Genomic DNA, 15118 nt, shown 5'->3' on the forward strand with positions numbered 1-15118 from the left:
TATTTTATATGGTTTATGTCATCCCGTGGCTTGACCACGGGATGACACTGTAACCTAATGCATAAGATAACGCTTAATCACATTACAGATAATGGCACGAACATACTACTATCACCTCTCTCAATCAAAAGCAAAATATTTTGCTTTTCTGATTTTTTAGCATTTTCGTATAATTCTTCTAGTTTATTTATATCGCTTATGCTTTCTTGATTAACATTACTTACTAAATCACCAACTCTAAAGCTACTATCTTCTTCTTCAACATTTGTAATAACTAATCCTACTTTTATCAGCAGATATAGCAAATTTTTGTTTTAATTCTTCAGTCAAATTACTAAAAGTAATATTACTCTTTGTAATAGACGTGCCATTATCTTCTTTCTTAGTAACTTTTTCTATATTTTCTTCCGCAGCTTCTTGTTTAACTTCCTCATTATCTGATGTCATTTTTATTGGTAGTTCTATTGTTTCTCCGTCTCTTAATACTTTTACTTTCACTTCTTGATCAACAGGAATATCAGCAACAATTACACGTAATCTTTTAGTATTTTTAACTGTCTGCCCTGCAAACTCTAATATTATATCGCCTGTTTTAATGCCTGCTTTATCACCTGGATCATCTTTTTGTATTTTAGCAACTAACACACCATTAGTGTCTTTTAGCCCTAATCCTTCTGATATTTCTTCGGTCAAATCTTGTATTGTTACACCAAGACGACCTCTATTTATTTTACCATCTTTTTTAAGACGCTCAATTATAGGCTTTGCAGTATTTGAAGGGATAGCAAAACCAATACCTATATTAGTGCCAAGCGGTGAGAAAATTGCCGTATTTACACCAATTACTTTTTGGTCCAGATTAAACATAGGACCACCAGAATTGCCGTTATTAATTGCTGCATCTGTTTGGATAAAATTATCGACTATATTGTTAGTGTCAATATCAATATCTCGTCCTTTTGAAGAAATAATACCGGCAGTAACAGTACCACCAAGATTACCGAAAGGATTACCGATTGCAATAACCCAGTCCCCTACTCTTGCATCATTTGAGTCACCAAATTCGACGAAAGGCAGCGGTTCTTCAACATCTATTTTTAAAAGAGCTAAATCAGTTTTAGTATCACTACCTATTAATTTAGCTGGTAATTCAGTGTTATCGGCTAATTTTACATTAATTTTACTAACGTTAGCAATTACATGATAATTTGTAACTATCAAACCATTAGGCTCAATAATAAAGCCAGAACCGAGCGGCATCGCTTTTGGAGTAGGGTCAACTTCTTCAAGGTTAAGAGGTATGTTAAGACGTTCTAGAAAATCATTAATGAAATCTAAAGGTTTTTTTTCTTGTAAAGGATCTTTTTCTGCAGCTTCTGACTTACTATTAACATATTCTATAGTAGAAATATTAACAACAGCAGGGATTAAAGGCTCAACTATATCAGCAAAACTATAACGTGATGCATTATTTACTTTTAGAGGTATGGAATTTATTTCAGTAAATTCACTTTCCTCTTCCAAATCTATTGCTTTTGAAGATTTATTATTTTGTTTCGCTAAAACATTGTTATTAAATATTAAAATTATTATAACAAAAAATATTTTCAGATTCATATACTACTTAGCTAAATTAAGATATTTTAAAACTTCAGCATCGGGTGAAATGATAAAATTAGTATCTTCTTTCTTTAAAGAATTTTTATATACTAAAAGCGACTTATAAAATTTGTAAAATTCCGGATCGGCAGAATAAGCAGAATTATAAATTTTAGCCGCTTTCTCATCACCATCACCTTTGATAATTTGAGCATCTTTGTAAGCTTTAGCAAGTATTATCTTACTTTCTTTATCTGCTTTTGAGCAAATTCGAACACTTTCTTCTTGCCCCTCAGCCCTAATTTGTGTTGCTTCTTTTTCACGAGCAGTTTGCATACGACGATAAATAGCCGCACTATTTTCCTTTGGTAAGTCAGCTCTTAAAATTCTAACATCAACTACATCAATACCGAAACTTTTAGCTTCACCATCTACTTGATTTAAAATATTAAGCATTACATTACTACGCTCTTGCGATAATAAACTACTTAGCGAAATCTTACCTATTACTTTCCGCATCGAAGATTCAAGGTTACGAGTCAGCCTAATTTTGACTCCTTGATAATCATGGACAGTTTTATAAAACATTACAGGATTATTAATTTGAAATTTAGCGTAAGCATCAACGATAACTCTTTTACCATCAGCAGCCGTTAACTCTTTTGCTTCAACTTCAACATCTAAAAGACGCTTATCAAAAAATTCAACGTTTTGAATTAACGGAACTTTAATATGCAGTCCAGGTTTTTCTATGGTTCTTACTGCTTCACCAAATTGGAATACTACAGCAGATTGACGTTGATCAACTGAAAATAGTGAGCTAGAAATTAATATCAGCCCAAAAATAGCCGTAAAAATTATATAGTAAATCTTTTGCATTTAATTTAACATTTTTTATTATTTTTTGTATGTCACACTGCGGCTTGACCGATGTTGTTGCATAAATCGAGAACTGTTTTTTATGTCATTCCCGCGGAGGCGGGAATCCAGAAAAATAAACATGAATACAGTAAATGTTTAAAATAAAAAGCTCGATATATCTCGCTTTATGCTGGATCCCGCCTACGCGGGGATGACATTAAGGCTTAATAGCCATGTGTGGCAGCAACGCATTATTAATAATAGTCTTACTTGAGCCACTTAATACTTCTTCAACTACTTCTAAATATAGCCTGTCTCTAGTTACTTGCTTATTTGCAGCATATTGCTTATAAATTGCACTAAATCTTTGGCTATCTCCCTCAGCTTTTGATATTATTTCCTCTCTATAGGCTTCTGCTTCTTCTATAATTCTAGCTGCTGCACCTCTAGCTTCCGGTAATACTTTATTATTATAGGCCTGAGCTTGATTTATTTCTTTTTCTTTATCTGCTTTTGAAGTTTGCACATCTCTATAAGCATCTATAACCTCAGCAGGTGGCTCAGCTTTTAATAATTGCACCTTTTCAATCATTACTCCAACGTTATAACTATCTAGAATTTTTTGTGCTAATGTTTCTATTTTATGAGTAATTTCCTGCTTTTGATCAGATAAGACCCAAGAAATGGGTGTGTTCCCTATCACTTCTCTAACGGCACTTTCTACTGTTGACTTAACTGTTTCTTCAGGCTTTTGTACGTTAAACATAAAATCCTCAAGATTACTAATATGCCACATTACGTCACAATTTAAAGCAACAATATTCTCATCACCAGTTAACATAATACTTTCACCGGCAATATTTTTGGTATCACCACCACTACGCACAGAATTGTTTGTACGATATCCAATCTCAATTCGTCTTGATTGTTTAACTTTCTCGACTATTTCTTTTTCAAACGGGGCAGGTAAACGATAATTAAGACCAGCGTAACCTTTACGAACAAAACGTCCAAATCTTGTTACAGCCGCTTCTTCACCTTCTTTTACTTCATAAATACCTGAAGCAAGCCACAAAACAAAAGATGCTAGAGCAACTAAAATTATTGTTTTTGTACTGAAATTAAATTGAAACTGAAATTTATCAAAATTAAATTGATTTTTTCTTGGTCTTGTGAATATGTTATCATCTTTATCATTATCAAAATCTTTCCACGGAGATTTTTTGAAAATTGGGATATATTTTTTACTAAGCATTTGCTTTTTATATTAATTTTGAAATTTGAATATTTAGTGATTATATATATTATAGTATTTAACGTCAAGTTGCGAACTTATAGCAGACTTAAAAAGGAAATTTAATTATGGCTGATTTACACCAAAACCAAATTATCGATAAACTGCATAATATTGCTTTTAAAGACGGTACTTTTTTAAAACAAGTTATATCAAATATTATAATTAAACATAATAATGTTGGTTTTTCAATAGATATATCAGGCATTGACAAATTAGAAGCAGAAGAAATAAAAAATGAAGCAATTAAAAAGCTTAATGAAATAGTTGGCATAGGTAAAATAACTATTGTTTTTACTGAGAGTAAAACAGTAGAAAAAAAACCTCAAAAACCCAAACATTTTATAGAGAATGTTAAAAAGATTATCTTAGTCGCTTCAGGTAAAGGAGGAGTCGGCAAATCTACTATTTCGGCTCTTATTGCTCAGCAATTAAGTTTAGAGAATTACCGAGTTGGCATAGTTGATGCTGATATTTACGGACCTTCAATTCCCCATATATTTGGTATTAATGAAGTACCGCAAACAGTCAATGGACGAATAATACCGGTAAGAGCAAAAAATATCGAGGTGATATCAATAGGCTTCTTCGTTAAAGATTATTCCGCAATTATTTGGCGTGGTCCTATGGCTAGTAAAACTATTTATCAATTGTTATCAGTGACGAAATGGGATAACCTTGATTATTTAATTATTGATATGCCGCCAGGAACAGGGGATATTCATTTAAGTATGCTTGAGAATTATCATTTAGACGGCGTGGTAATCGTCACTACTCCGCAAAAAATGTCAGAGATAGATGTTGTACGCTCTATAGATTTATATCAAAAATTAAATTTACCGATAATTGGAATAATTGAGAATATGAGCGATTTATTTGATGGTAATAGTGGAAGTCATTTATCACAAAAATATAATATACCATTAATAGCTCAAATTCCAGTTATACCAAAAATAGCTAATGCATGCGATAAATCACTGCCACTTACTGACTTACTAACATTATCTTTAAAGGAATATTTATGATATGGGTGTTTACAGATAGTAGAACAGGAAATAACCACCAAGCAATTGCACTTGCTGAAAAATTATCCGAAGAATATACAGTCATTAGACTTGAATATAATTGCGTGGCTAAACTGCCAAATTTTTTACTTAAATATTATCCTGTACATATAAAAAAAGAGATATTACGGGATATTTTAGATAAGCCTCTACCTGATATAATTATTACTGCTGGAAGAAGAACAGCAGCTTTAGCATTTTATTTAAAAAAGAAGTTAAAAAAAGAAATTAAACTGATTCAAATAATGCAACCGTCCTTGCCTTATAAATATTTCGAAGCTGTTATCTTGCCTTATCATGATCTTGACTTGTCATTCTGCAAAGACTCTTATGTCATTCCCGCGAAAGCGGGAATCCAGCAAAAAAAAAAGCTATTTAAAAAGTTTAAAGTATTTAATTCTTTAAAATTACTGGATTCCCGCTTTCGCGGGAATGACATAGGCGGTGGAGAGGACAATGAACACAGCAACATCATCCCAATAAACGGAGCTATCAATAATATAACTCAAAAGTTCGCGGCCGCGAACTTAGAACTACAAAAATATTATCCTGAACTTAAAGAATTTATTGCCGTAATAATCGGTGGGAATAATAAGAAATTTAATTTTATTGAAAAAGAAGCTATTCATTTTTCTTCATTATTAAAAAGAATATATGATAATCAAAAAACTCCTTTTTTCATTAGTTTTAGCAGACGCACACCTGACACAGTAAAATCAATTATTAAAAATAACATACCGGCTTCGACAATTATTTATGACCCAACTACTGATACAAGGTTTAACCCATATATCGCTATGCTCTCTAGGGCAAAATATATAATCTCTACAGCTGATTCGATTTCTATGTGCAGCGAAGCAGCTTCAAGCGGCAAACCTCTTTACATATTCTGTCCATCAAATTTTAACTCTCCAAAGCACAAAATTTTTGTAAAAAAACTAGTTGAGCTGAAAATAGCAAAAATGTTTGATGAGTCTGTAACGAAATTAGAAGAGTATAGCTATCCACCTTTAGATGAAGCAGGAAGAGTAGCTAAGATTATTAAACCTTTAATATAAAAGCTGGAAATTAAATGAATAAAGATATACAATCCTACATATTTATCAAAAAGCTAAAATCTTTACCATTTATCGAAGAAATATGGCTTTTTGGTTCTCGTGCTAGAGGCGATAACAACGGAGCGTTCCGATATTGATCTTGCTATCATTTGCCCTAATATTACAGATCAAGAATGGTTAAAAGTTGTAGATATTATAAATGATGCTGATACGCTTTTAAAAATAGATTGTGTCAGGTTCGATAACTGTCAATTGCTAAAATAAAAGGGACCAGTAAATTGCACGAAAAAGGGACCAGAGAAGTTGGTGTGACCTAATAAGGTTAATGTGCAATATTCACTAGATAATTAAGCAAGTAAATATCTAGTGATACAATGATAAGAATAAATATGTATACAACAATTATCACCCTTTATAAACAAGGCAATAGTCAAAGGAATATTGCCAAACTAACAAGAACAGACCGCAAAACAGTACGAAAAATAATAAACCGCTATGTAGAGGCTGGTACAGAATCCCCAGCAATCTATGAACGATCTTCAGTTTTGGATTTTTGGCACGAAAAAATAATTGAGTTATTAGAAAAAAATCTGAGTTACATAAGAATTTTTGAGGAGTTAAAAAATCAAGGTTATACAAGCAGTTATACTTCTTTGACCCGTTATATCAAAAAATATAAAATTAAGGATAACAGTTGCATTCGTTTTCATACTTTAGCAGGAGAGGAAGCACAAGTAGATTTTGGTGACATAGGCTTACAGTATAATTCTAAAGGGCGTAGAGTTAAAGCATATGTATTTAATATGCGTTTAAGCTATAGTCGCCTTGATTATTATGAAGTAGTGTTTGATCAAAGTTGTCAAACATGGATTCAATGTCATATCAATGCATTTAATTATTTTGCTGGTAGTCCAAAAGTAATAAAACTTGATAATCTTAAAGCTGGAGTAGTAGATGCCAATTTTTATGAGCCAGTATATCAGAAGGAATATAAGTGCTTAGCCGATCATTATGGAATTTTACTTTCTCCTTGTCGAGTGTATCAACCGCAAGAAAAAGGCAAAGTTGAGTCGGGAATAAAATACGTTAAAAATAATTTTTTTGCTGGTCGTAAATTTGATAGATATGAAGAATTAACAAATGGTCTTGCAAATTGGTTAAATAAGGCCAATAGCCGAATACATGGTACTACTAAGAGAATACCTAGAGAACTGTTTGAGCAAGAGGAAAGAAGTAGTTTGATTCCTTTACCATTAGAAACTTTTGATTTGTCATCTTGGCATAATCGAAAAGTAGCAAAAGATTGTCATATTACCATAGATAATAATTATTACTCTGTACCAGCAAAATATATATACAGTGAGGTAATGGTACAATTGTCCCCAAAACTTGTTCAAATATTTTCTATACAAAATGATTTAATAGCAAGACACGTTAGAACAGAGGGCAAGGGGATATTTACCACTAATCCGTCTCATTATGCTAAATACAAACGTCTATGCCCAGGTTTTATAGAATATAGTGAACATTATCAACAACAAATGCAGCAGATAGGGAATAATTGCAGTTTATTATTAGAATCATTACAACAAACAAGAGTGAATGATTGGCAACGTTGTGCACGAGGTATCATTTCTTTACGTAAGGTTTACAATGATGACTTAATAGATAAAGCCTGTCATAGAGCACTACATTATGGTATAAGTTCTTACTCTAAAATTAAGAATATTTTAAATAGTAATGCAGTAAACTTACCATTACCAGAGTTTGGAGGTAATAATGCAGAACTTATTTAATGACCTACGAAGCTTTAGATTATCAGGTATAGTCAATAGTTTAAATGAAAGGATTATTTATGCTCAAAATAATAAACTAGGATTTAAAGAATTTCTATCACTATTATGTGAAGATGAAAAATCTAACCGTAAGGATAATAATTACCGTCGCCGTAAAAGTGCTGCTAAATTGCCGGTAACTAAAAATTTAGAAGACTTTGATTTTAATTTCCAACCAAGTGTTGATGCCAAAGTAATAAGTGATTTATCAACTTGTGATTATATTAATACTAAGGGAAATGTAATATTCATAGGTGATTCAGGAACTGGGAAAACTCATCTTGCCATTGGGCTAGCATTAAAAGCTTTAACACGAGAATACTCTGTATATTTTACTACGGTATCGGATATGCTTTATAATTTACATATTGCAAGAGCAGATAATAGTTATCACAAAAAGGTTAAATTACTCCTATCGTTTGATTTATTAATTCTTGATGAGCTCGGGTTTAAGCAATTGCCAAAACATTCAGTAGAAGACTTTTTTAATATTATTGCTAAACGATATGAAAATAAATCTACCATTATTACCACAAACAAGGATTTTGAAAAATGGAATGAAATATTTGCTGATGAAGTATTAACTCATGCAATTATTGATCGAGTGGTACATCATGCTCATATACTAAACATAAAAGGTAAAAGTTATCGTATTAATAACTATAAATCTGGAGGTAATATGGCATAAAAATTTTTAAATATAGTGGTTCCTTTTTCGTGCAATTTACTGGTCCCTTTTTAATTGACAATGACAATAACACGAAAATAAGCCGTGAGCTTTATGAAAATATAATAAGAAATAAAAAAATTTTATATGTTAAAAATAAATATTAAACTTAAAACAAAACTTGAAAACTTTCGTAAAGCTTTTATAGCACTTGAAGCTATTTATTTAAAACCAATCACAGAAGATCGTGCTTATATAGACGCAACAATTCAAAGATTTGAATTTACTTTTGAACTTGCTTGGAAATTTTTAAAAGAGTATTTTGCTCAAATGGGTATAGTTCTCAATTATCCCAAAGAAGTCATTAAAGAAGCTTACGCAGTGGGCACAGTGGGCATTATAAATGATGAAGATTTATGGATTTACATGCTTCTTGATCGTAATATGACCTCACAAACCTATAATAAGAAACTTGCCGATGAAATTTATGAACACATCAAAAATTATACCCCTGAATTTAAGAGGTTACTAAGTATTATTGATTCAGTAACTTTATAATACCTTGTAAAGTTTGTACTTCAGGCGTGGATAGGTTATTGATACGCATAAATATATTGGTGATATTTTGCTGCATTATAAGTTTTCTTTCCGGAATTTTAAAGAATCCGGTTTTATCTAATTTTCCAAATAAATTTGTTAGGAAATGATCTATTTCTTCTTTTGTTGCCATGAATATTATGGATATCTTCCCTTGATGCAGAATTACGAAATAATTCATAACATACAATAATATAGCATAAATCATTAAGATACTGACAATTTAATAGTATTAAAAACAGCATCATAAAATGTTTCAAAATCTTCTACAACTTTCCTAATTTCATTTTTTATCTTAAACCAGTAATGCTCTATAGGATTTAAATCAGGAGAGTAAGTTGGTAAATACAATATGGTACAACCAACGGATTCAATGAACTCTTTAACTTTAGAATTTTTATGAAAATTAATGTTATCCATAATAACGGTTTGCCCAGGTTGTAATTCTGTAATTAATACATCCCTAATATAAGTTTTAAAGACCTCTGTATTACAATTACCTTCAAATATTACAGGAGCAATAAGATTACCATTACAAAGACCAGCTATCATACTTATTCTAAATTTATGTTGATACACCTTTTCTCCATAACACCTTTGTCCTATAATGCTCCATCCATACTCTTTGCAAGCATTATCCTCTATTCCAGATTCATCAAGATATACTAATTTGTCTTTTGTGATGGTTTGTATCTTTGCTATAAATTCATTTCTTAATTTAATATCTCTTTTCGGATGAAAATGAGTTTTGTTTATAACTATAGCCAAGTTTTCTGATTTGTCTTAAAATAGTTACAGATGCAATATTACCCCATTGCTTTGCTAACTCCTTTGATGTTTTATTCATATTAGCTTTAAAAAATTCTTTAAAAGATTCTGAATCTTTTATCTTATGACTATGTCCTTTCTGATAACCAGTTGCTGCTTCTAAAGTACCTTGCTTATCTTTTAATTTTTTCCATTTATATATAGTATCACGACTTACATTAAATAATTTACTTACCTTACTTATTCGTATCCCTGCTTCTACAGCTTTTATAACTCTTAGTCTTAGTTCTATTGCATATGCTCGTGCCATATCTCTTTACATGCTTGTTAATATTTGCTTACTATAACATGATACTCTCGCTCTGTCAGTACCTTAATGACTTATGCTATAACTGCTTGTGCAATGTTTAGCGAGCTAAATTCTGTGGTATTGATGGTAATAATCTTGTTGGCAAGCCATATTTCTTCATTACTAAGCCCATTATTTTCCCGCCCGAACATTATCCCGACTTTTGCGGAGTGCGGATAATCGGTAGTCAAATTTTGTGAAAATACATAATCCTTATTTATAGCCCGCTTAATGCAGGTAGTCGCATATAAATATTCGAGGTCTTTAATACATTCCTCTAAGCTATTATAAATTTTTGCATTATCTATGATATTAACAGCTCCAACTGCGTTACTGCGGGCTTGTTCGTTTGGCCAACCATCTCTTGGGGTTACTATTCTAAGCTCATCTAAGCCAAAATTCTTCATGGCTCTTGCGGTAGCACCGATATTCTCACCCATTTGCGGTGCAACTAATATTATTATTGGTTTCATTTTAGTAATTTTTCGTAACTAGGCAAGTATAAGCGATTGCTACAGCATCAGCTTCATCAGAATTAGTAATTTGGAAAGTGCCAGGCAGAAGTAACTTAATCATATGCAAAATCTGATCCTTTTCAGCATGCCCATATCCTGTGACAGTTTTTTTTATCGCGTTAGGTTTAAATTCTTGCATATCTAAACCATATCTACCAATCAGCGACATTATGGCACCTCTAGCATAGCCAAGCTTTAACGAAGTTACGCTATTAGTATTAACAAACGTTTCTTCAATTGCTGCCATATTTGGCTGATATTCTAATATTACTTTTTCTAGAGTAGCATTGATAAAGGCAAGCCTATGATGTATTTCATCTTTACTAGTTGTTTTTATCGTACCGCTAGCTAAGTATTTCAGTTTTGCCGACTCTTTTGCAACTACCGCCCATCCTAAACTCCCAAGTGCCGGATCAATCCCAAGTACTATCATTGTTGTTTTTAGTTTATTGTTATTTTTCTCAAAATGTCATTGCGATCTATCATTCCGAGCCACTGAAAGTGGCGTGGCAATCTCATGAGAAAAACAAGATTCCAGAGATTGCCGCGTCTATGCGTTGCCTCTCCTCGCAATGACGTTTGAATTCCTCATATTTTCATATGCTGGTAATATTCAGAATTATCTTCCCACAACTCACGCACTTTGACGAATAAAAACAAATGCACGGGGAAGCCAAAAAACTGTTCCATCTGTTTGCGAGATTTCATTCCGAGTTCTTTGATTTTTGAGCCGTTTTTACCGAGTATTATAGTTTTGTAGCTTTCTCTTGAAACTACTATAACCTGATTAATCTTTACGGATTTATCTTCAAGCTCTTCCCATTTTTCGGTTTGCACTGTTAGCTTATAAGGCAATTCCTGCTGCAAACCTAAAAATAACTGTTCTCTCGTAATTTCCGCAGCGATAAAACACATCGGTAAATCGGTTATGTCGTCCTCTTCATAAAGCCAAGGAGCGATTTTTGCTTTACTCGTTATATATTCAAGTAACTTATCAACATTCTCACCCGATATAGCAGAAATAGGGAAAAGTAAGCTGTCAGGATGTAGTTCTGTTAAGAAAGCTTTAATGTCGTTTAGATATTTTGACTCGATATCTATCTTGTTTAATAAAATTACCGGCACAACATTAAGTGAGCGAAGTTTGTTTAAAATATCATGCGTTATGTTATCTAGCGGCTTCAAACTATCAATAATTAACATGACAATATCGGCACTATGCAGGCTAGACCAAGCACATCTAACCATTGCCTTTTCTAAAGTCCCTTTTGGCTCAAATATCCCTGGCGTATCATATAAGATCACTTGCGTATCTTTTAGGGTAATAATGCCGGTAATGATCGACCTAGTTGTTTGAACTTTTGGGGTGACTATTGAAAGCTTTTCACCAATTATTCTATTTAGCAAAGTGGACTTGCCACTATTTGGGCGCCCAATTATACAAACCGAAACTGTTTTCTGCTTAATCATTTTTTAGCCTATGCAATAAACTTCTCGCAGCGTTTTTTTCAGCTTCTTTTATAGAGTGTCCCTTACCTGTTTGCTCGTAGCCGTTTATTTTTACCAATACTGTAAAGGTTGATAAGTGAGCTACACCCTCTCTTTTAATTAGGCGGTATATAGGGATATGATGATCTTTGCTTTGTGCCCATTCTTGCAAGGCGGTTTTAGGGTCATAATCTGTTAAATCTTTGACTTTTATAAATTCTGCCCATAATTTCCCTATAATATTATGAATTGTAGTAATATCACTATCGAGATATATAGCTGCGATTAAAGCTTCCGTAACATTTTCAATATTATTAGGATTATCACGCCCGCCGGCTATTTCTTCACCATGAGTCATAATAATATAATCTTTTAAACCAAGCTTAGCTCCTACGACGCAAATTGTTTCTTTACAAACTAAATATGATCTAATTTTAGCTAAATTTCCTTCGTTATATTCTTTGAAATTCTTAAATAAAATTTCTGTGATAACTAAATTTAATATTGCATCCCCTAGAAACTCTAACCGCTCATAATCTTTATTAGCCTTATATTCATGATGTTGCCTTAAGGACGGATGACTTAAAGCTTCTGTTAAAAGTGCCTTATTCTTAAAACTATAATCGAGTAATTTTTCTAACTCCTCAAATGACTCCATCAATCCTCTATGCTGTATAGATTTCTAAATATCCTATTAAACCTAATGGACTCTACCCAAGGCTTTAACTTTAATATCAGATTAACAACCCCTATATCACTATCCCACCATGTTATTTTTGTTGAAAACCAAATAAATTGTGCTTTGGCAATAAAATTCTCAAACGGCACAAAACCTAAATCAATCCTACTATCATTTGACTGATCTCTATTATCACCTATAAAGAAATATTCCCCTTCCGGCACATAAAAAGCATCCGTATTACCATATTTATCATTAGACATAATTCCTAAAACAGGAGCGAGCTTATAAGAAAAATATGTTTTGCCATTTGGCAATGTTTCTTTAAATTTTAAATATTTTCTTCCCTCTTCACTAACATAAGTTCCTGACTCTATACGCTCTATTTTTTCATCATTAATATATATTACATCATCAATTAATTGCACTTTATCCCCAGGAAGCCCTATCAAACGCTTTATATATCTAGTACTCATTTCGTGAGGAGGACGAAAAATTATGATATCGCCACGCTCTGGTGTGCGAGCAAATATTCGTCCTTTAAATAAATGAATAAAGTCAAAAAAAGATAAAGAATAATTACTATATCCATAACTATATTTTGTGCCGAAAATCCGATCATTTTCAAGTATAGTAGCTTTCATTGATCCAGTCGGAACAACAAAAGATTCTATTATTAATATTCTAATCATTAGTGCAACAACTACTACTAAAATAAAAGATTTCCATTCTTTAGCAGTTGTTTTATTATTGTTTGATTCGGTATTTGTTTGCATAAAGTTTTTTAGTTATTTGTTATCTTGTTGCGTTAGCCAAAAATCGTCATTGCGAGGAGATGCATAGCAGAGGGCGGAGGCAATCTCATGAAACAATACGATACTCCTAAGATTGTTTTGTCGAAATTTACAGTTTTTCCTCGCAATGACGATCAAGCCACGGCATAACATTTTATTGATACACTAGTATACGAAGATCAACTTGGAAAAGAGCAAAGAGTCTCGGAATTTTTGACCGCAGCGTACATATTAGTACGTGAGGATCAAAAATGAGAAACGACATAGCCAATTTTTCAAGTTCTATCTACACGTATACATTCGCTCTTCAATCTCGCTTCTGAAATGACGTATAAGCCCCTGAATTGGCCAAGCTGCAGCGTCACCTAAAGCACAAATAGTATGCCCCTCTATTTCCTTTGTAACTTCAAGAAGCTGATCTATCTCGGATTTTTTGGCATCACCTTTAATGAGCCTCATCATAACACGCCACATCCAGCCCGTACCCTCACGGCACGGGGTACACTGCCCGCAAGATTCGTGCATATAGAACTTACTAAGACGTGCTATTGCATAAATAATATCAGTCGATTTATCCATAACAATAATCCCGCCAGTACCTAAACTAGAGCTTGCTGCCTTTAAGCTATCAAAGTCCATATCGGCAGTTTCGCATAGAGACTTAGGAAGCAGAGGAACAGAAGAGCCACCTGGTATTATAGCTTTAAGGTTATCCCAACCGCCACGAACACCGCCCGCATATTTCTCAATGATTTCTTTTAAAGGAATTCCCATTGCCTCTTCAACATTACAAGGCTTATTAACATGACCTGATATACAAAAAATCTTAGTGCCGGTATTATTTGGCTTACCGATCGATGCAAACCAACTAGCCCCTCGCCTTAAAATAGTTGGCACTACCGCAATAGATTCAACATTATTTATAGTGGTTGGACAGCCATACAATCCGAAGCCCGCCGGAAAAGGTGGTTTTAGCCTTGGCATGCCTTTTTTACCTTCTAAGCTTTCAAGCAGAGCTGTTTCTTCGCCGCAAATATAAGCTCCAGCTCCACGATGCAAATAAATATCACAATTAAAGCCTGAACCGCAAGCATTTTTTCCTATCAAACCATCTTTATATGCTTCATCTAACGCACGCTGAATATTGGAAGCTTCATTGTAAAACTCCCCTCTAATATAGATATAACAGCTATTTGCTCCTATGGCAAAACTGGCAAGCAAACACCCCTCTATTAATTTATGTGGTTCATATCTTAATATATCTCGATCTTTGCAAGTACCTGGTTCAGATTCATCAGCATTAACTACTAGATAAGATGGCTTTTTTGATTCTTTAGGCATAAACGACCATTTAGTGCCGGTAGAAAATCCTGCACCACCTCGCCCTCTAAGTCCCGATTTCTTAACTTCTTCAATAATCCATTCTTTGCCTTTATTAAGTAATGCTTTAGTATTATCCCAATCACCACGCTTCTTGCTAGATTTCAAATCATGGCTCTGCTCACCATGTAAATTAGTAAAAATTCTGTCTTCTTTTTTCAGCATAAATT

The 15118-nt window shown here is 33.0% G+C and carries 13 protein-coding genes and 3 pseudogenes; 5 read left to right on the forward strand and 11 right to left on the reverse strand.

Annotated elements, in window-relative coordinates; all coding sequences use genetic code 11:
* Window positions 1–77: 77 nt before the first annotated feature.
* From AAGD55_RS10870 to hflK, 3 genes and pseudogenes are all read right to left on the reverse strand, one after another.
* Window positions 78–1617, reverse strand: a pseudogene (locus AAGD55_RS10870) (Do family serine endopeptidase).
* Between the two features lie 3 nt (window positions 1618–1620).
* On the reverse strand, window positions 1621–2478 hold the full coding sequence (locus AAGD55_RS10875) for a protease modulator HflC (protein ID WP_341791476.1): 858 nt from the start codon (window positions 2476–2478) through the stop codon (window positions 1621–1623).
* A gap of 199 nt (window positions 2479–2677) precedes the next feature.
* Window positions 2678–3715 (reverse strand): FtsH protease activity modulator HflK, encoded by a 1038-nt coding sequence (gene hflK / locus AAGD55_RS10880; protein WP_341791477.1) that lies wholly within the window; start codon window positions 3713–3715, stop codon window positions 2678–2680.
* Window positions 3716–3822: 107 nt separating this feature from the next.
* Between hflK and AAGD55_RS10885 the strand changes: the two genes are divergently transcribed.
* The 5 genes from AAGD55_RS10885 to AAGD55_RS10905 all read left to right on the forward strand — a co-directional run bounded on the left by AAGD55_RS10885 (window position 3823) and on the right by AAGD55_RS10905 (window position 8936).
* A complete protein-coding gene (locus AAGD55_RS10885; protein WP_341791478.1) occupies window positions 3823–4779 on the forward strand; it encodes an Mrp/NBP35 family ATP-binding protein in 957 nt (318 codons plus the stop codon).
* Window positions 4776–5876 (forward strand): mitochondrial fission ELM1 family protein, encoded by a 1101-nt coding sequence (locus AAGD55_RS10890; RefSeq protein ID WP_341791479.1) that lies wholly within the window; start codon window positions 4776–4778, stop codon window positions 5874–5876. Before AAGD55_RS10885 ends, AAGD55_RS10890 begins: the two co-directional genes overlap by 4 nt.
* 389 nt (window positions 5877–6265) lie before the next feature.
* Window positions 6266–7672 carry an IS21 family transposase gene (gene istA, locus AAGD55_RS10895; RefSeq protein WP_341790850.1) on the forward strand — a complete coding sequence of 469 codons (1407 nt, stop codon included), beginning with the start codon at window positions 6266–6268 and terminating at the stop codon, window positions 7670–7672.
* Entirely contained in the window at window positions 7656–8399 is a 744-nt protein-coding gene (gene istB, locus AAGD55_RS10900) for an IS21-like element helper ATPase IstB (protein ID WP_341790851.1), read from the forward strand. Before istA ends, istB begins: the two co-directional genes overlap by 17 nt.
* 126 nt (window positions 8400–8525) lie before the next feature.
* Complete coding sequence (locus AAGD55_RS10905; protein WP_341791480.1) at window positions 8526–8936, forward strand: HI0074 family nucleotidyltransferase substrate-binding subunit; 411 nt, start codon at window positions 8526–8528, stop codon at window positions 8934–8936.
* Here the strand turns inward: AAGD55_RS10905 and AAGD55_RS10910 are convergent.
* The 8 genes and pseudogenes from AAGD55_RS10910 to nuoF form a co-directional block, all read right to left on the reverse strand.
* A pseudogene (locus AAGD55_RS10910) lies at window positions 8914–9169 on the reverse strand (RNA methyltransferase); the annotation flags it as partial. The gene AAGD55_RS10905 and the pseudogene AAGD55_RS10910 sit on opposite strands and share 23 nt — an antisense overlap.
* A gap of 13 nt (window positions 9170–9182) precedes the next feature.
* A protein-coding gene (locus AAGD55_RS10915) for an IS630 family transposase (RefSeq protein WP_341791135.1) occupies window positions 9183–10053 on the reverse strand; the annotation gives its coding sequence in 2 pieces (ribosomal slippage) (window positions 9183–9725 and window positions 9727–10053; 870 coding nt in all).
* 77 nt (window positions 10054–10130) lie between these two features.
* Window positions 10131–10565: pseudogene (locus AAGD55_RS10920) on the reverse strand (RNA methyltransferase); the annotation flags it as partial.
* A 1-nt stretch (window position 10566) separates the two neighbouring features.
* Entirely contained in the window at window positions 10567–11040 is a 474-nt protein-coding gene (ruvC, locus tag AAGD55_RS10925) for a crossover junction endodeoxyribonuclease RuvC (protein ID WP_341791481.1), read from the reverse strand.
* A 155-nt stretch (window positions 11041–11195) separates the two neighbouring features.
* The gene (gene era, locus AAGD55_RS10930) at window positions 11196–12077 is read right to left on the reverse strand and encodes a GTPase Era (RefSeq protein WP_341791482.1); all 882 of its coding nucleotides are present in this window, start codon (window positions 12075–12077) and stop codon (window positions 11196–11198) included.
* Window positions 12070–12753, reverse strand: coding sequence for a ribonuclease III (gene rnc, locus AAGD55_RS10935; RefSeq protein WP_341791483.1), 684 nt, complete (start codon window positions 12751–12753; stop codon window positions 12070–12072). Before rnc ends, era begins: the two co-directional genes overlap by 8 nt.
* Complete coding sequence (lepB, locus tag AAGD55_RS10940) at window positions 12753–13550, reverse strand: signal peptidase I (RefSeq protein WP_341791484.1); 798 nt, start codon at window positions 13548–13550, stop codon at window positions 12753–12755. Before lepB ends, rnc begins: the two co-directional genes overlap by 1 nt.
* Window positions 13551–13850: 300 nt before the next feature.
* Window positions 13851–15113, reverse strand: coding sequence for an NADH-quinone oxidoreductase subunit NuoF (gene nuoF / locus AAGD55_RS10945; protein ID WP_341791485.1), 1263 nt, complete (start codon window positions 15111–15113; stop codon window positions 13851–13853).
* Window positions 15114–15118 lie beyond the last annotated feature (5 nt).

Origin of the sequence: Rickettsia endosymbiont of Gonocerus acuteangulatus, from assembly GCF_964026435.1 — a bacterium.
GTDB lineage: Bacteria > Pseudomonadota > Alphaproteobacteria > Rickettsiales > Rickettsiaceae > Rickettsia.